Raw genomic sequence first — 20,078 nt, forward strand, 5'->3', positions numbered from 1 at the left:
GAGGCGACCCGGGCGGTCGGGGAACACACGAGTGGCGTCCCCGCCGGGTGGGGTGACGGAGTTGCTCAAGGGGCCGGTCCGGGGGTTTCGCCCACGCCACCGGTGAGCGCTGCCGCACCGAAAAAGGCCTTTCGCGCACTCGAGTTCGCCGGCAACGCTGTCGCGGGACGGAATGTTCTTCCCCAAGTGGCCGCTGTTGGCAGCCGACGAGGGATCGCCTGAGCCGGAACCGGTTTCTCGCCGCGACGGTGAATCCGTGCCGGTTCCGTGCGCGTCCAATACCGGCGGGGCGCGCGGATCACCGACCGAGGCGTCAATTCAATTTGACGGCATCACTGGTTCGGGCGCACAAGGGTGGGCTGGTGCTTAGCCGGTGCATCTCCAGAGAAGGATCATTTCGACAACACGCTGCCGAAAGGACCACAATCCATGCGATGCGCCCGTGTATTCATGCTCGCTGCCGCCGGGGCGCTGCTCGCAGCAGGCGCCGCCACCGGCACTGCAGCCGCGGCGGATGAGGGCGACGTTGTGGTGTTCAGTACGGAAGTCGCGCCACTGGCTGTGTATCACGATCCGCACGGGTGCCAGAAGCTGCCGCCCGCCGCGCATGTGCTGACGAACCGCACCGATCGTCCGGTCACCATCTACGCCGACCCGTTCTGTCTCACCCCCGGGCTTACCGTGCAGCCCGGATACGGCTCGCACGTGGCGCCCGGCAGCGGCAGTTTCTCCGCCTGAGCCACCGCTGTTCCCGTTCCCCCCACACACCCAGGAGAACGTACACACATGGCCGCCGATCTCGTCGTCATCGGGCTGGGGCATGTCGGGCTGCCGCTCTCCAGAGCCGCGGTCTCGGCCGGTTTGGCGACCGTGGGGTACGACGTGTCCGGCACGGTGGTGTCCGGACTCGCCGCAGGCCGTTCCCACGTCGGCGGCGTTCGCGACGCCGAGGTCGCGGTCATGCTGGACGCGGGATTTCATGCCGCGACCGACCCGGCGGTCCTGGACGGCGCGCAGACCGTGGTGATCTGTGTGCCGACCGGACTCACACCGGAGGGCTTACCCGATCTGTCCGCGGTCGAGGACGCAGCCCGGGCCGTCGCCGCCCGGCTGCGCCCCGGCATGCTCGTCGTCCTGGAGTCCACCAGCTATCCCGGCACCACGGAGGACGTCGTGCGGCCGCTGCTGGAGCACGGCAGCGGGCTGCAGGCTGGCGAGGACTTCCACTTGGCGTATTCGCCGCAGCGCATCGATCCCGGCAACGAGACGTGGACCATCCGCAACACGCCGAAGGTCGTGAGCGGTTGCAGCGCTCTGTGCGCCAAGTACGCCGTCGCGTTCTACTCCCGCTTCGTGGACCATCTCGTCATCGCCCGCGGCACGCGGGAGGCGGAGATGGCCAAACTCCTCGAAAACACCTACCGGTACGTCAACATGGCCCTGGTCGACGAAGTGGCACTGTTCTGCCACGATTCCGGCATCGACGTCTGGGACGTGCTGCACTGCGCCGCGTCGAAGCCGTTCGGCTTCGCACCCTTCAGGCCCGGACCCGGCGTCGGCGGGCACTGCGTTCCCGTCGACCCCCGCTATCTCGCCGCGCGGGCCGAATCCCAGGGCTTCGCCTTCCGTACGCTGGCAGCCGCACACGAGGTCCTCGGCCGTATGCCGGACCACGTCGTGGACCGAGCGCTTGCCCTGCTCACCGAGGTCCGGGGCCGCCCTGAGGGCGCACGGGCCCTGCTGCTCGGAGTCACCTACAAGGCGGATGTGGCGGACGTCCGGGAGACACCGGCGCGCCCGGTGGCGGCAGGACTGCTCGCCGCCGGTGCCGAGGTGTACTACCACGACCCGTATGTAGCCGGGTTCAGTGTCGACGGACGGTCATTGCCGCGTGCCGAAAACCTCCAGGAAGCCATGGCCCAGGCCGATGTGGCGATCCTGTTGCAGGACCACGCCTGTTACGCGAGGGAAGCACTGGGCCAGGCCCGATGCGCCCTGCTCGACACCCGCGGCAAGGCCACGGGCAGCCGGGTCACCCTTCTCTGATCCCCGCGCACCGGCCTGAGCCGGTGTCACCTCGCGCCGACCTTGAGCCGGTGCCCCTCCTGCCGGCCACTCGCCGGCCCCAGAGCCCGCGCAGCGGTATCGCCCTGCGCGGTCGCGGCCCTGCCCAGGTGCCGCCGTCCGTTCATCCACCCGGAACAAGACGCACCACCCGACACCCTCGGACTCCGTCCGAGAGAAGGAGAGACATATGAGTACCGCTGTCGCCAACGACCGCCTGGTGAAGCGCTTCGAGAAGTGGGACACCGACGGCAACGGCGTCCTGGAGGCGAGCGACTTCCAGGGCGAGGCCGCCCGGATCGCCCAGAACCTCGGCAAGAGCGCCGACTCCCCGGAGGTGCAGGAGCTCCACAGCGCCTTCCAGGGGCTGTACGAGCACCTCGCCCAGAAGGCCGGCGCCCCGGGTGGCGCCATCAGCCGGGAGCAGTTCCTCGACGCCTCGGGGGAGATGCTGTTCAAGGAGGGTGAGGCAGGCTTCAACCGCGCGCTTTCTCCCATCGTGAAGGCGCTGATCCGCCTGTGCGACGACAACCACGACGGCGAGATCGACGCCCGTGAGTTCCAGGCCTGGCTGTCCGCCGTCGGCGTGCCGGCCTCCGAGGCCGGGAAGATGTTCCAGAAGGTGGACACGAACAGCGACGGAAAGCTGTCCGAGGACGAACTGCTGCAGGTCGTCCGTGACTTCCACTTCGGCCGCTTGGAGGTCGACCTGCTCGGCTGACCTGCCGGAGCGGCAGCTGTGACCCGGGTGGGCGACCATCCGGGTTCCACGGCCACCGGATGGCGTCGGCCGTTCAGCGGACCGGCGCCATCCGGTGCGCGACTGCCTGTGCGCGAAGGTGCCCGTCTGCTTGTGCGGAAGCGCTGTCCGGAACCGCCTCTGCGGAGGTGGTTTCAGCACCCGCATCCGCGGATGCCCTTCCGAAACCGCTTCGCGGATGGCCCCTCAGGAACCAGGCGCTGCGTGGACCGTGTCGTGGCCCCCGGCCCGGCCCTGGACGAAGGTGACGACAGACTCCGGCCGCAGGCCCAGGTCCCGGCCGCTGACCGGACGCGCCGCGTGGATCAGGATGTTGTAGTGGTTCGGAAGGTGACAGGCGTCGAAGCCGAGCACCGTGCCGACCACAGTGTCCCCGATCCGCACCAGATCACCCCGGTCGATGACACCGCTGCACAGCAGCTCGGCGAAGCCCAGGAATCCCACCCGGTCGATCCGGGCGCCGGGGCGCGGGTCCCACTGGTCGGTGGTGACCAGTTCGTGCACCTCGCCCCGGCGTACGCAGCGTGCCGCGTGCTCCTCCAGCCGCATGCCGCGGTCGGTGCGGCGGTGCACGAGCACCTTGACCAGTGATCCGCGCACCACACGCTTCGGGCCGTCCTCCGCCGGATTCACCGGTCCGCCTCCGCTGCCGTCACATGCGGTACGGGTCGGGCACGGCGATAGGCAGCCTCCACCAGTTCCAGCGCGGGTAGGCCGCCATGCGCTCCCGGGGCGGCCGGGGCGCCGGTGCGGACCAGCGCTGCGAACTCGGTCAGGATCGCCTCGTACTCGTGCCACAACGACGCCTTGAAGCCGGTGTGTCCGGCCAGCATGTCGGCGTGCAGCACCTCTCCGCCGACCAGCTCCACCTCGATGTCCTTGAGTTCCCCCGGGTACGACCAGTCCAGCTCGACCGTGGCCGTGGCTCCCGTACGGCCACGCAGACGGATCATCGCCTGACGGTCGACGCCGGAGCCGTCGCGGTGGATCTCGCAGCCGGTGACGTCGAGTTCACCGAGCAGCAGCCGCACCAGGTCGAGGGCGTTGGGACCGTTGTCGGACACACAGCCGCCGCCGCAGTGGGCCGGGTCCAGGTACCAGTCCTCACCGCCGAGATGCTCCTCGATGCGCTCCAGATAGCGCACCCGGACGGAGCGGATCTCCCCGCCCGTCGTCCGGTTCACCAGTGCGCGGACGGCGTCGTTGTAGCGGCGGTGGAACGCCGTCATCAGCGGGACCCCGCCGCGCTGTGCCAGCTCCACCAGCAGGGACCCCTCGGCCGCGGTCAGGGCGAGGGGTTTCTCGACACAGACCGGGACGCCGACGGCCAGGGCATCCCGGCACAGGGGCAGGTGAACATCGTTGGGCACGGCCACGACGAGGGCGTCCGGTCGCGCCCCGTCCAGCAGGGTGCGGAGGTCGCTGAAGCGTGCCGCCCGCCCGGGGAACTGCTCCAGGGCCTCGGCACGGGCGTCGCACACGGCGGTCAGCTGCCACTCGGGCAGCCGTTCCGCGGCGGCCAGGTAGTAGGGGGAGATGGCGCCGAGACCGACGACGCCGAGCCGCATGGGCCGGGTCATCGCGGGCTCCCGGTGCTGGCGAGGAGACCGAGGGCGGTCAGTTCCGCGTGGAGGTGCGGGGGCAGGGGGATGCCGTGGCGGCGGCGCTCGGCGGCGAGTTCCGCCTCCCGCCAGCCCGGATAGCGCACCGGCTCGCCGCCGGGCACCGGCGGGCAGTCGACGAGCGTGCCGAACAGGGACCGGGCCGCGCCGGCCGCGTCCGCGCCGGGCCGCAGCACCTCCGGGGCGATCGCGAGGAGGAAGAAGCCGATGTCGTCGTCGCTGCCGTGCGGCCGGCCGTCCCCTTCCAGTGCGGCGGGCGCGGGTCCCACGGCCGCGCCGGACACCACGGCGGCCAGCAGTTCCACGGCGATGCCGAGCCCGTAGCCCTTGTGGACGCCGGTCTCGGCCGTACCGCCCAGCCAGCGCAGAAAGGCCTCGCCGCGGTCGAAGGCGGACGGGTCGGTCACCGGGTCGCCCGCCGCGTCCTCCAGCCAGCCGGCGGGCACCGGGGTGCCGCGGCGGGCGGCGACGCGGACCCGTCCGGTGGGCGCGACGGTGGTGCTCATGTCCAGCAGGAACGGGTGGCCGTCGAGGGCGGGCGCGGCGACGCTCAGCGGGTTGGTGCCGAGCATCGCCACCGCGCCGCCCGGGGGTCGTGCGATGCGCTGGCCGCCGCAGTTGCTCGCGACCACGCCGATCATCCCGGCGTGCGCGGCGCGCACGGAGTGGAAGCCGGCGCACCCGAAGTGGGTCGCCCCGCGCACCGACACCAGCCCGATACCGTGCCGGCCGGCCCGTGCCACGGCGTCGTCCATGGCTTCGGCCGCGGCCCACAGGCCCAGGGCGCGGCGGGCGTCGACGACCGCGCAGGCGCCCAGGTCGGTGAGGGTCTGTGGTTCGGCGCGCGGGTCGCAGCGGCCGGACTCCAGCAACGGCAGGTAGAGCCGGGCGAGATTGAACACGCCGTGCGAGTCGAGCCCGGTCAGGTCGCCGTGGCACAGCGCGTCCGCGGCGAGCCGGGCCCGCGCGTCAGGGATGCCGTGGCCGGTGAACAGGCCGGTGAGCGCGGCATGCAGCTCCGCGTGGTCGACGAGGACGGGTGCGCGCTCGACCGCCGCTCGCGGGGCGGTGGGTGCCGTCATACGGGATTCCTTAACAGGGCGGGCCAGTTGGCTTCGTAGGTCGTTCGGTCGGGGGTGTGGTGCTCTACGGAGGCCGCTGCACTGACACCGCCGGCACGGCTTCGGCGAAGAACATGACGAGCCGGCGGACCACGCCGGCGAACTCCTCCAGGTCGGCGAGGTCGACGAACTCACCGGGCGCGTGGGCGCGGTTGGCGGCGAGACAGCCGGGCCCGAGCACGGTGGTGAAGGCGTCGTCCAGGCCGGCCGCCCAGATGGCGTCGCAGGTGAAGCCGGGGTCGCCGGCCGCCGGCCGGGCTCCCGCGCGCACCAGGAGTTCCTCGGCCCACGGGTCGGCGTCGTCCAGCGCGGGCAGGCCCTGCTTGTCCCAGCCGAGCCGGGTGATCAGTGCCGCATCCCGCGCCGTGCGGGCGAACTCCCGGCCGGTGGCGAAGAGTTCGGTGAAGCGGTGCAGGCCGTCGGCGACGTGCCGGGTGACCTCTGTCTTCAGGCGGTCGCCGTCGGCGGTGCGGCGGTACGACAGATTCATCAGCAGGGTGCCGGTGCCGTGGACGCGGTTGTGCGTGCGGCCGGTGTGCAGTCCGGCGAGGCACACCCGCGTACCGGGTACGGCCCCGTCCAGGCGGGCGGCGAGGTGCTGTGCCAGGAATCCCAGCAGCACGGTGGCGTTGTGTCCGGCGTCCGGGTGGTCGTCCACCGCGTCCTCGCCCGCGACGGTGATCCGCGCGGTCATCGCGGAGGTGGCCCGGGGCAGCGCGCGCAGTCCGGTCGGTTCGCAGAACACGTTGAGCCGGCCGTGGTGCCCGGCCTCCAGCAGCGGACGGGTTCCGTAGGTGCCCAGGGCGCCGCCCTCCTCCCCGGCGACGGCCTGGAGCAGGACGGTGACGTCCCGTCCGACGGCGGGGTGGGACGCGGCGGCCCACAGCCCGGCGAGGAGGGCCACGGCGGGTCCCTTGGCGTCGACCGCGCCCCGGCCGGTGAATCGCACGCCGTCGAAGGCGGGCGGGGTGTGTCCGGCGACGGTGTCCAGGTGGACGTTGAACATCACGGTGTGCGCACGGGAACGCTCGGGGCCCAGCCGCAGCAGCAGACTGGGCTGGTCCACGAGGAAGCGCGGATCGCGGGCAGCGGCGCGGACCGTGGACGGCACGCCCGGACGGTCCAGGCAGGCGGCGGGCGGACTGGCGAGGCGGACGGTGCGAAACCCCGCTTCGGCGGCGGCCGTCGCGTACCGCTGGAGGATCTCGGGGAGCCGGGACGGCGGATCGTCCGGGCCGGCCTCCAGGGGGTTGACGCTCGGCAGGCGCAGCAGGTCCAGCAGCAGCTCCCGGTGCCGGTCGGTGAACAGGCCGCTCACGCCGAGCCGTCCAGCGGGCCGGCGACCGGCTCTCCGGCGCCCAGCAGCCCGGCCAGCGCCTGTCCGGCCCGTACGAACAGGTCGGCGGCGTCCTCACCCGCCCGGGCCAGCCCCTCGTGGGGGCGAACCGCGAGATGGGGTTCGAGGGACAGCGCTCCGGTGTAGCCGTGGGCGGCCAGTAGCTCCAGGCATTCCACCACCCCGGCCTCACCCTCGCCGGGCAGGGTGTAGGCGGTGCCGCCGTCCGGGGTGAGGACGGCGTCCTTGATGTGGACGTGGGCGACGTACGGGGCGAGGTCACGGAGCATGTCCGGGGCGCGGTAGCCGTACGGGACGCCGTTGCCGGTGTCGAACAGCAGCCGCAGGGCCGGGCTCTCCACGGCGCGCAGCAGTCGTAGCGCGCGGTCGGCCCGGTCCCCGGCCCAGCCCGCGCAGTTCTCGTGCACCAGCACCAGGCCCGCGCGCTCGGCGCGGTCCGCCAGGACGGCCGTGCGGGCCAGGACGCGGTCGGCCCACTCGGTCTCCGTCAGACCGTCGTTGGGGTACGACATGATCCGCACCAGACGGCAGCCGAGGGTGGCGCAACGCTCGGCCAGGACGTCGAGTTCCGCCAGGTCCTGGCCGAGGCCGCCGGTGATGGGACGGGACCAGTTGCCGATCCGGGAGGCGACGGCGGCCACGGTGACGCCGGCCTCCGCAAGCCGCCGGGCCAGCGTGCCGAAGACGGCCGCGGAGAGGTCGGCGAGGGCCGTGCCGTCGACGGTGCGCAGTTCGATGGCGTTCCAGCCCAGGCGTCGCAGGGCGGCCAGTTGCCCGTCGGTGCCGGGCGCCGCCTCGTCGCCGATGCCGGTGAGCGGCCCGAATCCCAGGACGCGAGGTCCGGCGGCGCTGTGCCGGGACATGTCAGCGGCTCCCGGCGCGGGCGCGCGGGGTGACGGCGCAGTGCTCCCGGGCCGCGCACAGCAGCCGGGCGGCCGCGCAGGCGAGCGGGAAGTTCCCGACGCCTGCCGTGCCGGAGGCGAAGCCGCGGTAGACGCCGTCCAGGAAGCCGGTCAGGGCGTCGTCCCGGAAGACGTGGTGTCCGATCCCGGGCACCCCGTCCGCGTCGAGGACACCGGCCGGCGGGGCCGCCGTACCGGGGTCGAAGGGAGCGATGACCAACTGCGCGTGGTCGTCGTCCTCGCTGAGCGGGAAGTGGGCCGTGGCTGTCCCGCCCTCGAACTCGCAGACGACGCTGCGTTGCCGAACGGGTGCGCCGAGGTCGGAGCGTAACAGCGTCACCACTCCCGAACGGTGCTCCAGTTCGACATGCGCACCGCCCAGGCGGGGAAGGTTGCGGTCCTCGCAGCGCAGGTCCCAGCAGCGCGCGGCGCGGAGTTCGGCCGGACCGGCCAGATCGAGCGCGAGCGCCAGGGAGTGGGGGATCTCCACGTCCAGGGCGGACGGATGCCCGTCGGTCGCCAGGGACCGCAGGAAACGGGGCTTGTGCTGGTCGACGGTGATACGGAGCAGGGAGCCGAGTCGTCCGCCGCCCACCAGCCGGCGCAATCGGTCGGCGAGCCGGGAGGTGGTCCAGTGGGCGACGGCCACGAGATCGAGCCCGGCCTCCTGACGGAGCCGGATGAGGGCGTCGAGTTCGTCCGCGGACGCGGCGAGGGGTTTCTCCACGATCATCCGGCGGAAGCCGTGTCCGGCCAGTTCCGCGAGGAGGTCGTAGCGCAGCCGGGGCGGTGTGCACACGTGGACCACCGCGGCGGCGGGGTCCACGTACCGCAGGGCCTGTTCCAGCGTGGTGACGGCCGTGACCTCTCCGGGCACGCCCAGGGGCCGCAGACCGCCGGCGCGCGGGTCGCAACCGACCGCCGGCAGGGCGACGAGCGGATCTCCCGTGGCCGCGGTCCGCCGGGCCAGACGGACGAGCGTGTTCAGATGCAGTCCTGATCCGGACCGGCCGAGCCCGACCACGAGGGGCTGCATCACAGGGCCTCCTGAGAGAGAACGGGTAAGGAAAACGGGCGCGCGCAATTCGCTGCGCCGCGCACAACTCCGGTGCGCCGCACCACTGTTGTGGCCCCGTGCGGAAACGGTCAAGACGTCCGGAACATCATTCCCCAGAACGTGTGAAGACGATCCTTTCCTTTCTCCGTCGACCTGAAGTCCGATTAGCGTGGGCATTCCACAGGAACGACGGAGACAGGGTGAGAGATTGCCTTCCAGTGGACAGATTTCGGCGCGCGCCGTGGGCGCATTACCGACTACGCCGGTAACGGACGATCGAATCCCCTTCTTCTCTCAGGCTGCGACTTTCGAACGGCTGTGGCCCTCCGTCGAAAAGGCGTTGGACGAGGTTTTTCACAGCGGCAAGTTCTCCCACGGAAAACAGGTCGGGCAACTCGAGGCGGCGCTCGCGGACTACACCGGCGCCCGGCATGTGATCGGCGTCAACAGCGGCACCGACGCGCTGGTGCTGCTGCTGCGCGCCTGCGGAGTCCGCCCCGGCGACGGTGTCCTGGTGCCGGCGTACTCGTTCTTCGCCACCGCCTCGGCCGTCGTACTGGCAGGCGGGACACCGCAGTTCGTCGACATCGACCCGGACACGTACGCGATGGACCCCGTGGCCCTGGAGGCGGCCGTCACTCCGCACAGCCGGTTCGTGATGCCGGTGCACCTGTTCCACACGATGGCCGACATGGCGGCCGTCACCGCCGTCGCCCGGCAGCACGGCCTGACAGTCGTCGAGGACAGCGCCGAGGCGATCGGCATGCGCCGGCACGGAGTGCACGCGGGCCTGCACGGGGTCGGCGGCGTCCTGTCCTTCTTCCCGTCCAAGACGCTCGGCGCGCTCGGCGACGCGGGAGCCGTGCTCACCGACGACCCGGAGGTGGCGGCCACCGTCGCGGCGCTGCGCCACCACGGCAGGACGGGCCGCACACTCAACAACTTCCCGGCCATCTCCACCGAGAGCGCCCTGCCCGGCGCGAACAGCAAGATGGACGACATCCAGGCGGCCGTCCTGCTCGCCAAGCTGCCCCTCCTGGAGGAGCACATCGCCCGCCGGGCCGAACTGGCGGACGCGTACACCGCCCGTCTGCGGGACGCGCCGGGGATCGTCCGCCTGCCGCGGACCACCGCCGGGAAACCGGACGACCGCGACGTGTACTACGTCTACCTGATCGAGACCGAGCACCGGGACGCCCTCGTCGACCACCTCGACCGGCACGGCATCGGCACCGAGGTCTACTACCCGGTGGCGCTGCCCCACCAGCCCGCCCTCGCGCACCTGGGCCACCGGCAGGGCGAGTTCCCCCACGCCGAGGCGGCGGCCCGGCACGCCGTCGCCCTGCCCCTCCACCCCGATCTCCGGTCCGACGACCTGGACCGCGTCTGCGACACCGTCCGCTCCTTCCTCGCCGGAACGAGGGCGACCGTATGACCGCAACGCTCCCTCCCGCCGTCCCGTTCTTCCCTCCGGCCCTCTTCGAAGCCGACCGCTCCGCACTGATCGGGCTGGTCCGCGAGGTGGGCCTCGACCCGGAGCAGCGGTTCATCCTGGGCAGGCGCACCGCCGCCTTCGAGGACCTGCTGCGCGAGGACCTGGGGGCCGCCGACGTGGTCGCCTGCTCCAGCGGCACCTCGGCGCTCTCGCTGGTGCTGCGGGCCATGGACGTCGGTTCCGGTGACGAGGTGATCGTGCCCGCGTTCGGCTGCGCGCCCCTGGCCGCCTCGGTGGTCGACGTCGGGGCCACACCGGTCTTCGCCGACATCCGGCCGGACACCATGACCATGGACCCGGACGAGGCGGAGCCGCTCGTCACCGAGAGGACCAAGGCGGTGATGCCGGCCCACATGTTCTCCGTCATGGCCGACATGCCACGCTTCGCCGAACTGGCCCGGCGGCACGGACTGCGCCTGCTGGAGGACTCCGCGGTCGCCCAGGGCGGCGTGCTGCGGGGCATCCCGGCCGGCCTGTGGGGCGACGCGGGGCTCTACTCCTTCGTGCAGGTCAAGACCTGCGGCATGCCCGGCGAGGGCGGCGTGGTCGTCACCCGGGACCCGGCGCTGGGCGAGAAGGTGCGGATGCTGCGCAACCACGGCCAGTACGCCGGGCGGAGGTTCGTCCACCACGCCGTCGGACTCAACAGCCGCTTCGACGAGATCCAGGCCGCCTTCCAGACGCACCGCTACCCCGGTTTCCCGGCGCGGCTGGCGCGGCGGGCGGAGATCGCCAAGTACTACACCGAACGCTTCACGCCGCTGGCCGACCGTGGTGTGGCACCGCCGCCGCCCGGCCCGGACGGCCGGTGCTTCTACGTGTACACGGTCCTCGCCGAGGACCGGGAAGCTCTCTGCGCCCACCTGGCCGAGCGGGGGGTGGCCACGCACGTCTACTATCCGCACCCCCTGCCCGCCCACCGTGCCTTCGCTCCCTACGCGCCGCCCGGTGCCCGCTGGCCGCGCGCCGAACAGGCCGCCCGCAGCCATCTCGCCCTGCCGGTGCATCACCTGCTGACCGACGCACAGGTCCAGCACGTCGCCGACCTCGTGTGCGCCTTCGCCACCGAGCATCGCTGACTCGCGACCGCCCGCCTCGGACACCGCTGACCCGCGACCGCCCGCCTCGCCCATCCCGCTGCCCGGGCGAGCGGCACCCCCCTTCGGACGCAGACACCCCCCAAGAGGTCACCCATGACGGACAGCATCGCGGCCGGCCGTCCCGCCGCGACCGCCCACGGCCACAGCCGACTGCGCACGTACGCGCGGCTCGGCAAGCTGGACGTGTACGACTACTACCTCGGCATCTTCCTCGCCCTGACCGCCGCTCTGTTCCCGGCCGGCGCCTTCACCACCCGGCAGGCACTCGTGCTGGCCATGTTCCTGGCCGGCGAAGTCGCGGTCCTCATGGCGATGGTCGCCCTGGACGACGTCACCGGGTTCCGGGACGGCAGCGACCTCGCCAACTACGCCCCTGACAACCCGCTGCGCAACAAGGCACGCAAACCCCTGGTCGCCGGGGCACTGACGGTGCCCCAGGCGCTGCGCTTCGCCTGGGCCTGCGCAGCGGCAGGGGCGGTGCTCTGGGCGGGCGCCGCCGCGCTCGCGCCGCACCACCCGCTGTGGGCGCTGGTGACGGCGGGCGCGCTGTTCGCGGTGTCGCTGCAGTACTCGTACGGCCTGAAGATCAGTTACCACGGTTTCCAGGAGGTGTTCCTGGTCGCCCTCGGCGCCGTGCTGGTGATCGTTCCGTACGGCCTGGTGACGGGGGGCTTCTCCGGTTTTCTGATGGTGCAGGCGGTGCTGTTCGGGTTCGGGCCGCTGATGTTCGGCGTCTACTCCAACACCAACGACGTGGCCGGCGACCGGGCCGTGGGCCGTCCGACCGTGGCCGCCCTGGTCTCGGCGCGGGGCAACGCCGTCTTCATCGGAGCCCTGTCGGCCGCCGAGTTCCTCATCGGCGCGGTCGCCTCGGCCACCGGGGCGGCCCCCTGGTGGTTCGTGCTGCTGATGCTGCCGGCGACCGCGCTGCGGGCCCGTCAGTACCTGACCGGGTTCGTCCGCGGCGACATCATGACCGCCCGCCGGACGGGCTTCGCGGTGCACCGGCTGAGCGTGGTGCTGATGACCGCCGCCAACGTCGTCGTCGGAACGGGAGCCGCCCGATGACGCCCGATCTCGACGTCGCCGTCGTCGGCGCGGGCATCGCCGGCCTGACCGCCGCCCACGAACTGCGCCGCGCCGGGCTGGCCGTCCGGGTGTACGAGCAACTGCCGGACGTCGGCGGCCGGATGCGCAGCATCCGCCAGGAGGGCTGGACGGTGGACACGGGCGCCGAGCAGGTCCCCTCCCGTGGTTACCGCGCGACCTGGGAGCTTCTGCGCCGGCTGCGGGTCACTCCCGCGGACGTGCCCCGGGTCGGCGGCGGGGTCGCCGTCTGGCGCGGCGGACGCGCCCACCTGGGCGTCGGCGAGGGCACGGCCGTGGCCACCGGAGCGGGCCTGTCCGCCCGGGCGCGGCTCGACCTGGCCGTCTTCTCCGCCTGGACCGGCCGCCACCGCGCCGGATTCGACGGCGACCGTCCCGAGCACAGTCCGCTGGGCGCCGCCACCGTGCGGGAGGTGGCCGCCCGCTACCACCGCGACCTGCACGACTACCTCTTCCAGCCGGTCGCCGGCTGCTTCTTCGGCTGGGACACCGCCCGGTCGACGGCCGCCCCCATGGTCAGCCTGCTGCTGGAGGCCGGTTCCCCTTCCCATTGGCGCACCTACCGCGACGGTATGGACTTCCTGGCCCGCCGGCTCGCCGCCGACACCGATGTCGTCACCGGCCGCACCGTGCGCGAGGTCACCGACGCGGGCGGGCACGCCGTACTGCGGTTCGACGACGGGCAGGTCACCGCGCGGGCCGCCGTGCTCGCCGTACCGGCACCCGCAGCGGTGGCGCTCCACCCTGACGCCCCCGCCGACGAGCTGCCGTTCCTCACCTCCTGCACCTTCACACCCATGTTGAAGGTCAGCTGCCTGCTGGACCGCCCCCTCGCCCCAGCCGCCCGGCGGCCGGTGCACATCCTGCTCACCCCGGCCGCCGAGGAGGACGTGCTCTCCGGCGTCGTCGTCGACCACGCCAAGGACCCCGGCCGGGCCCCGGCCGGCCGGGGCCTGGTCACCCTCGTGGCTGCTCCGCGCCGGGTCCCCGAGCTGTTGGACGCCCCTCCCGAGGAGGCCGCCGACCTCCTCGTCCGCGCGGCGGAACGCTATGCCCCGGGCATCGGCGACGCCTGCCGCCACCGTCTCGTGCACGCCTTCCGCCACGGCCTGCCGGAGGCCACACCCCAGGCCCTGCGCGAACGTGCCGGCTTCCTGTCCCGACCGGCGCGCGCCGTGGAGTACGCCGGCGACTGGCTCATGCTGCGGCCCGCCTCCGAGGGCGCCGTCCGGGCGGGCGCGCTGTCCGCGTCCCGCGTCCTGAGCAGGCTCGGACGGAACACTCCGGCCGGCCCCGACCGAGCGGAGGAGATCCGTGCGACCGCATGACATGGGCACCCTGTTCGACGACGCGGCGGCAGGCGGCGCCCGGACCGTGGTCCACCTGGACCGGCCCTTCGACATCGCCCCGCGGGCCGGCACCCGGTGGACCGTCACCGAACTCGCCGGCCTGGTCCGCGCCACCGCAGCCCGCCTCGCCGACGCCGGGGTCAGGCCCGGCGACCGCGTGGCGATCGTGAAGGACAACCACTGGGACTACGACCTGCTCGCCTGCGCCGTGGTCCGCCTCGGCGCCGTACCCGCGCAGCTGTCCGCCCGGCTCGACACCGCGGACCTCGTCACCCTGCTGGAGCGGCTGCGGCCTGCCGCGCTGGTCACCACCTCAGCGGTGCTGGCCCGCTGCCGGGACACCGCCGCCGGCGAACCGGCCCGGATCCTCGTCACCGTCGACTCCGTCGCGCCCGGCGCGGTCCACCTGGCCGCGCTGGACGCGTCCCGCCCCTGCGAACCGGTAGGGCGCCACGACGACGAACCCCTGGTCATCCATCACACCTCGGGGACGACCGGCGTGCCCAAGCTGGTGGTCCACTCCACGCGGACCCTCGTGCACAAGCTGGCCCGCTTCGAAGCGGTTCGCTACCCGGGCATCGGCATCCGCCCGGACGACGTCCTGGCCAACGCCAGCGCGTACGGACACGGACGCACCTTCTGCTGGACGGCCGTGGTCGTGTCGCTCGCGCCCGCCGGGATCGTGGTCCTCACCGGCGACAACCCGGAGACCGCCGACCCGCTCCTGCGGGCCCACCCGCCCACCGTCGTCGAGGCCCTGCCCGCCTCCTACATCCGGCTGCGGCCGCTCACCACCCGGCTGGACAACCCCTTCCGGGACGTGCGCCTGTACATCAGCACCTACGACGCCGTGCACCCGCCCGCCCTGCGCGCGTACCTGACCGCCAGCCGCCGCGCCCGCCCGCTGTGGATGCAGGGCTGGGGCCAGACCGAGACCGGACCGCTGACCTTCCGCTTCCATACGCGTCGCTCCGCGCTCGCACCGGACGCGGAGACCACGGCGCGCCGGCTCGGCCGTCCCGTGCCGGGCCGAACCCGGCTGCGCGCGGTGGACCCGGACACGCTGCGCCCGGTGCCGCGCGGCCGTCCCGGCCTGCTCCTCGTACGCACCCCCGCCCTCGCCCTGGGCTATGTCGCCGAACAGGGTCGCTGGGACGCCAAACGCGTGGGCGACTGGTGGTCCACGGGCGACATGGGCGTCCACCACCGTGACGGCAGCGTCAGCCTCCTGGACCGCGCCGCCGACACCCTGCCCGGTATGAGCTGCCTGCGGACCGAGGACGTACTGGAGCAGCGACTGCCGCAGGCCCTGGAATGCGTGATCCTCGGCGCCCCGGACGGCGATCCATTGCCCGTCGTGGTCACCGCCGACGGCCGACTGGACCCGGACGCCTGGAAACAGGCCACGCACGGACTGCCGGCGCTGTGCGACCCGGCCGTTCTCACCTGGGACGAGGTGCCCCGCACCGGCACCGGCAAGGTCCGCCGCGCGGCCCTGGTCCGGCAGCTCACCGGCGCCGCACCCGCCCGCACCGGCCGGTGGACGTGACCGGGCCGCCGTTCGACGAGGCCGGGCTGTCAGAGGGCTGTTCGACGGCGGCCGCTGTCCAACGGCGGCGGCTGTCCGGGCCGCTCCGGTGAGGGGTCTCGCCGGAGCGACCGGCTCCCGCCCGGGCAGGCACCCGCTCACCGGGCGCATGCCGGCGGTATCGAACCCGCCGGTGTCGTCCGCCGGGCCCCGTCCGGGCCGCACCTGACGACGCCGGGCCCGTCCGGGCCGCGTTCTGACGAGAGGATCAACACCGTGTCCCAACCCGCTCCCGCCCGGGAGGGCACCCAGGCGGTCTTCGGCAACGGCACCGCGCACAGCCGCGACCAGCACCGCTGCGTGGCCGCCGCCTACGACCCGGTGACCCTGCCCCGCCTGGCCGCCGCCGGTGTCGGCCCGGGCTGGCACTGCCTGGAGGTCGGCGCCGGCGGCGGCAGCATCGCGCGCTGGCTGGCGGGCCGGGTGGCACCGGGCGGCTCGGTGCTCGCCACCGACGTCGACGCCCGCGACCTGGCACCCGCCCCGGGCCTGGAGGTCGCCATCCTCGACGTGGCCCGCGACCCGCTTCCGGAGGCGGCCTACGACCTGGTGGTGGCCCGCCTGGTCCTGCAGCACGTGCCCACCCGCGACGCCGTCCTGCACAAACTGGTACGTGCTCTCAAGCCCGGCGGTCTGTTGCAGATCGACGAGATCGACGCCTCCTACGAGCCGCCGCTGCTGACCCCGGACGCGGAGGCGGAGGCGCTCTATGTCCGGTTCCTGCGGGCCAAGACGGCCGCGCTGCGTGCCGCCGGCGGCGATCCGCACTGGGGGCGGAAAGTCCCGGCTGCCCTGCGGGCGGCGGGGCTGACCGCTGTCGACGTCCACCTCCACATCGGCGTGCGGCACGCCCAGGATCCCGGCCTCGGACTCCAGTTGAACCACACCCGCAACCTTCGGAACCGGCTGACGGAACAGGGCATGACCCAGGAGGACCTGGACCGGGTGGGACGGCTGATGCGGGACCCGTCCTTCCGCGCCGCCTCCAGCGTCCTGTACTCGGTACAGGGCCGTCGGCCCGGCCGGGAGCGACCGTGACACCGCGCCTGCGCGCCCCGGCCCGGCCGGTCGTCGCCGCCACGATCGCCGGCCGGCTGCTGCGGCACGCCGCACCGGACCTGCCGGAGACGCGCGGCCCAGGCCGGGAAACGGTGCGGTACACCGTCGACTGGGCGGGTCCGGTCGACGCCGACCTGCCGGACGAGCGCGCCGTACAGGCCGCCTGCGGTCTCATGCAGGTCCACGGGCGGGCGACCGGCGGGCCGCTCCCACTGGCCGTCGACTACGCCTCGGTGGTGGCGGGGGTGCTCGCCGCCCAGGGCGCCACCGCTCTCCGCGTCGCGCGGGTCCGCGGCCTGGACCTGCACGAGGTGCGAACCTCGGTGGCGCAGGGGGCGCTGCTGGCGGTCGGCCAGTACCTCGCCGCCGCGACGGCCCGCGACAACTCCGGTCCGCCCGAGCCGGGTGCGCCGCCGGCCGCCTCCGACGTGCCTCAGGCAGGTGGCCTGGCGACCCTGGAGACGGCTGACGACGCCCGCGTGGAGGTCGAGACCCTCGACCCCCTGGCGTGGCGGAAGTTCTGGGCCCGGCTCGGCGTGGCCCCCGCGCTCGCCGGCCGCGGCTGGCTGCCCTTCCAGCAGCGGTTCGCCACCGCCGTCTGCCCGCTGCCCGACGAACTGCGCCAGGCCGCCCGACGCCGAACGCCGGCGGAGTTGCGGGCCGCCGCCCACCACGCCGGAGTCAGTCTCCTCACGGTCGGCTCCGACCCGGCCCCCGCCGTCCGCTCCGCCCCCTGGCGCCTCACTCCGGGACCGGTACCGGTCCCCAAGGCCCGGACACACCCGGACACCGCCGTGCCCGGCCCACGCCCGGCGGTCCCGGTCTCCGGCGCCGTCCTGCCCCTGACGGGCCTGCGGGTGGTGGAGTCCACCCGCAGGGTGCAGGGCCCGCTCGCCGGGCACGTCCTGCGGATGCTCGGTGCCGAGGTGGTCCGGATCGAACCGCCCGGCGGCGACCCGATGCGCTGGCTCCCTCCGCTGGCGGGAGACTGCTCGGCCCGGTTCTCGGCTCTCAACGCGGGCAAGCCGGTGGTCGAGGCCGACCTCACCACCGGGCAGGGCCGGGACACGGTCCGCGCGCTGGCCGCCGAGGCCGACGTCTTCCTGCACAACTGGGCCCCCGGGAAAGCCGCCGGGCTCGGTCTGGACGCGTCCGACCTGCTGCCCGGCCACCCCGCCCTGGTGTACGCCTGGGCGTCCGGCTTCGGGGACGCCTTCGACGACCGGCCGCCCCTGGGCACCGACTACCTCGCCCAGGTGCACAGCGGACTGGCCGCGGCGGTACGGCCGGCCGACCAGCCCCCGGCCCCCTCCCTGATGACCCTCACCGACGTGCTCGGCGGGCTGGTGTGCGCCCAGGGGGTGCTGGCCGCGCTGGCCGCTCGGGAGGCGACCGGCCGGGGCAGCCGGGTCGACTCCTCCCTGGTCTCCGCGGCCGCTCTCGTCCCCCGTCCCGCCCACCGGGCCCGCTGGACGGCACTGGACCGGCCGCTGCGCACCGCGGACGGCCATCTGTGTCTCGGTCCCGCGGCCCGGACGTGCCCCGAGGCGGTGCTCCGCCTGCTGGACCGCGCCGGCCCCACAGCCGCCGAGGACCTCGCGGCCCGCTTCGCCCGCCGCACCACCGAGGAGTGGACGGCACGCCTGGCCGAGGCCGGTCTGACCGCGACACCCGTACTCACCGACCTGACGGCTCTGGCCCGCGCCCCGGCCTTCCGGGCGGCCGTCGCACCCCCTGATCCGGTCACCGGCCACGCACGCCCCTACGCGCCCTGGGAGTTCGCATGACAGCCGCCCCCGCCCCCGCGACCCGGCACCGTACCGCCGCCCCGCCCGCGAGCCCGGGCGGGCAGCCGGTGTGGACCTCACGCGCCGGAGTGCACTTCCCGGATCTGGTGCCCCGCGCCCAACGACGTGCCTGGGTGGCGGCGGGCCTGTGCCCGGACACCGACCTCTACGCACTGTTCACCGCCCAGGTCCGCGAACACCCGGACCGCCAGGCGCTGGTGGACGACGTCGGGGTGCTCTCCTACGCGGCACTGGACGCCGAAGTGCACCGGCTCGCCGCCCTGTTCGCCCAGGCGGAGCTGGGAGACGGGGACGTGGTGGCACTCCTGTTGCCCAACGGACGCGACGCCGTGGCCGCGGAACTCGCCGTCTACGCGATCGGCTCGGTGGCCCTCCCGATCCCCCCGGGCGGCGACGAGCGTGACGTCCGTGCGCTGCTCGCCCGCTCGCGGGCCCGCGGCGCCGTCCTCGCATCGGCCCGCCGGGCACAGGCCGTCGCGGCTCTTCCGCACCTGCGCACCGTGTTCGTCCCTGGCCCGGGCGACGGACGGACGCACGGTCTGCACGCCCCGCCCACCCCGGCCCGTCGTCCCTGGCGGCCGCGGCAGGCCGACCCGTACGGCCCCGCCCGCATCCTGGTGTCGTCCGGTTCCGAAGCCGAGCCGAAGATGGTCGCCTACAGCCATCACGCCCTGGCCGGCGGTCGTGCGCGGTACGTCCGGAGCCTGCACACCGACACCACGGTGCCGCCCCGCCACCTGGTCCTCGTCCCGCTGGCCTCCTCCTTCGGTTCCCTGGGCACACCGGTCACCCTCGCCGCCCTCGGCGGCACCCTCATCGTGCGGTCGGCCTTCGACCCGGCCGGAGCGCTGCGGATGGTCGCCGAGCATCGTCCCACCCACCTCTTCGCGGTGCCCACCATGCTCCGGCGCATCACCGACCTCCCGGCGCCGCCGGACGAGGACACATCGTCGTTGCGTGCCGTCGTCTCCAGCGGCGCGACCCTGCCGACGGCCACCGCCCGGGCATGCCGCGAACGGTTCGGCCGACCAGTGGTCACCGTCTACGGTTCCTCGGACGGGGTGAACTGCCACACAGCGGGAGAGAGCCACCCGCCGGGCGACAGCGTGGGCACCCCGGACCCCGCGGTGGCCCGCATCCGGATCACCGGACCCGACGGCGCGCCGCTCCCCGCCGGGCGGACCGGTCAGATCGAGGCCCTGGGCCCCATGACGCCGCTGTGCTATGTCAACGCGCCTGAACTGGACACCCGTTACCGCACCCCCGACGGCTGGGTGCGCACGGGCGACCTCGGTCGGCTGGACGAGCACGGAAGGCTGCACGTCCTGGGTCGGCTCAGACGCATCGCCGTGCGCGGCGGTCTCAACATCAGCCTCGCCGAGGTCGAACGTGAACTGGGCACTCATCCAGCGGTGGCCGAGGCGGTCTGCGTCCCGGTGCCCGACCCGGACCTGGGGGAACGACTGTGCGCCTGCATCCGCCCGGCCCGGGGCACACCCGTTCCCACGCTGTCCGACCTCACGACCCACTTGGGGGGTCGTGGCCTGGCCCGCCGGAAGCACCCCGAACGTCTCCTGGTCCTCAACGAGATGCCCCTCGGCCCCACCGGGAAGGTCTGCTACCGCACCCTGATGTCCCGAGCGACCAGGGGCCCCGCCAGGGAATGACCACGGGGCGCTCGCGAATCTG

Annotated in this window: 17 protein-coding genes; 11 read left to right on the forward strand and 6 right to left on the reverse strand. The window is 73.6% G+C overall.

Going from position 1 to position 20,078, the window contains the following annotated elements; translation table 11 throughout:
• The first annotated feature begins 450 nt into the window (after window positions 1-450).
• From ACZ52C_RS25335 to ACZ52C_RS25345, 3 genes are all read left to right on the forward strand, one after another.
• Window positions 451-738, forward strand: a complete 288-nt coding sequence (locus tag ACZ52C_RS25335) for a hypothetical protein (RefSeq protein ID WP_469076892.1) — start codon at window positions 451-453, stop codon at window positions 736-738.
• Between the two features lie 48 nt (window positions 739-786).
• Entirely contained in the window at window positions 787-2,046 is a 1,260-nt protein-coding gene (locus tag ACZ52C_RS25340; RefSeq protein WP_469076893.1) for a nucleotide sugar dehydrogenase, read from the forward strand.
• Between the two features lie 208 nt (window positions 2,047-2,254).
• Window positions 2,255-2,785: an EF-hand domain-containing protein gene (locus tag ACZ52C_RS25345; RefSeq protein WP_469076894.1), complete on the forward strand. Its 531-nt coding sequence runs from the start codon at window positions 2,255-2,257 to the stop codon at window positions 2,783-2,785.
• Between the two features lie 225 nt (window positions 2,786-3,010).
• Here ACZ52C_RS25345 and ACZ52C_RS25350 read toward each other — a convergent pair whose 3' ends face one another.
• The 6 genes from ACZ52C_RS25350 to ACZ52C_RS25375 all read right to left on the reverse strand — a co-directional run bounded on the left by ACZ52C_RS25350 (window position 3,011) and on the right by ACZ52C_RS25375 (window position 8,862).
• On the reverse strand, window positions 3,011-3,457 hold the full coding sequence (locus tag ACZ52C_RS25350; protein WP_469076895.1) for a DUF6917 domain-containing protein: 447 nt from the start codon (window positions 3,455-3,457) through the stop codon (window positions 3,011-3,013).
• The gene (locus ACZ52C_RS25355) at window positions 3,454-4,404 is read right to left on the reverse strand and encodes a Gfo/Idh/MocA family protein (RefSeq protein WP_469076896.1); all 951 of its coding nucleotides are present in this window, start codon (window positions 4,402-4,404) and stop codon (window positions 3,454-3,456) included. Before ACZ52C_RS25355 ends, ACZ52C_RS25350 begins: the two co-directional genes overlap by 4 nt.
• Window positions 4,401-5,528, reverse strand: coding sequence for an Ldh family oxidoreductase (locus tag ACZ52C_RS25360; RefSeq protein WP_469076897.1), 1,128 nt, complete (start codon window positions 5,526-5,528; stop codon window positions 4,401-4,403). Before ACZ52C_RS25360 ends, ACZ52C_RS25355 begins: the two co-directional genes overlap by 4 nt.
• A gap of 64 nt (window positions 5,529-5,592) precedes the next feature.
• Window positions 5,593-6,885 carry a M20/M25/M40 family metallo-hydrolase gene (locus ACZ52C_RS25365; protein WP_469076898.1) on the reverse strand — a complete coding sequence of 431 codons (1,293 nt, stop codon included), beginning with the start codon at window positions 6,883-6,885 and terminating at the stop codon, window positions 5,593-5,595.
• Window positions 6,882-7,787, reverse strand: coding sequence for a sugar phosphate isomerase/epimerase family protein (locus tag ACZ52C_RS25370; protein ID WP_469076899.1), 906 nt, complete (start codon window positions 7,785-7,787; stop codon window positions 6,882-6,884). Before ACZ52C_RS25370 ends, ACZ52C_RS25365 begins: the two co-directional genes overlap by 4 nt.
• A gap of 1 nt (window position 7,788) precedes the next feature.
• The gene (locus ACZ52C_RS25375; RefSeq protein WP_469076900.1) at window positions 7,789-8,862 is read right to left on the reverse strand and encodes a Gfo/Idh/MocA family protein; all 1,074 of its coding nucleotides are present in this window, start codon (window positions 8,860-8,862) and stop codon (window positions 7,789-7,791) included.
• A gap of 361 nt (window positions 8,863-9,223) precedes the next feature.
• On the opposite strand from ACZ52C_RS25375, the gene ACZ52C_RS25380 reads away from it, so the two are divergent.
• The 8 genes from ACZ52C_RS25380 (at window position 9,224) to ACZ52C_RS25415 (ending at window position 20,056) form a co-directional block, all read left to right on the forward strand.
• Window positions 9,224-10,318, forward strand: coding sequence for a DegT/DnrJ/EryC1/StrS family aminotransferase (locus ACZ52C_RS25380; RefSeq protein ID WP_469076901.1), 1,095 nt, complete (start codon window positions 9,224-9,226; stop codon window positions 10,316-10,318).
• Window positions 10,315-11,457, forward strand: a complete 1,143-nt coding sequence (locus ACZ52C_RS25385; RefSeq protein ID WP_469076902.1) for a DegT/DnrJ/EryC1/StrS family aminotransferase — start codon at window positions 10,315-10,317, stop codon at window positions 11,455-11,457. The genes ACZ52C_RS25380 and ACZ52C_RS25385 overlap by 4 nt, the downstream gene beginning before the upstream one ends.
• A gap of 114 nt (window positions 11,458-11,571) precedes the next feature.
• Entirely contained in the window at window positions 11,572-12,546 is a 975-nt protein-coding gene (locus ACZ52C_RS25390; protein ID WP_469076903.1) for a UbiA family prenyltransferase, read from the forward strand.
• Window positions 12,543-13,913 (forward strand): FAD-dependent oxidoreductase, encoded by a 1,371-nt coding sequence (locus ACZ52C_RS25395; RefSeq protein ID WP_469076904.1) that lies wholly within the window; start codon window positions 12,543-12,545, stop codon window positions 13,911-13,913. Before ACZ52C_RS25390 ends, ACZ52C_RS25395 begins: the two co-directional genes overlap by 4 nt.
• Window positions 13,900-15,483: a class I adenylate-forming enzyme family protein gene (locus ACZ52C_RS25400; RefSeq protein WP_469076905.1), complete on the forward strand. Its 1,584-nt coding sequence runs from the start codon at window positions 13,900-13,902 to the stop codon at window positions 15,481-15,483. The genes ACZ52C_RS25395 and ACZ52C_RS25400 overlap by 14 nt, the downstream gene beginning before the upstream one ends.
• A 255-nt stretch (window positions 15,484-15,738) precedes the next feature.
• Window positions 15,739-16,560: a class I SAM-dependent methyltransferase gene (locus ACZ52C_RS25405; protein ID WP_469076906.1), complete on the forward strand. Its 822-nt coding sequence runs from the start codon at window positions 15,739-15,741 to the stop codon at window positions 16,558-16,560.
• Window positions 16,557-18,368, forward strand: a complete 1,812-nt coding sequence (locus ACZ52C_RS25410) for a CoA transferase (RefSeq protein WP_469076907.1) — start codon at window positions 16,557-16,559, stop codon at window positions 18,366-18,368. The genes ACZ52C_RS25405 and ACZ52C_RS25410 overlap by 4 nt, the downstream gene beginning before the upstream one ends.
• A complete protein-coding gene (locus tag ACZ52C_RS25415) occupies window positions 18,365-20,056 on the forward strand; it encodes a class I adenylate-forming enzyme family protein (protein WP_469076908.1) in 1,692 nt (563 codons plus the stop codon). The genes ACZ52C_RS25410 and ACZ52C_RS25415 overlap by 4 nt, the downstream gene beginning before the upstream one ends.
• Window positions 20,057-20,078 lie beyond the last annotated feature (22 nt).

The sequence above is a fragment of the Streptomyces sp. NPDC034049 genome, from assembly GCF_055575575.1.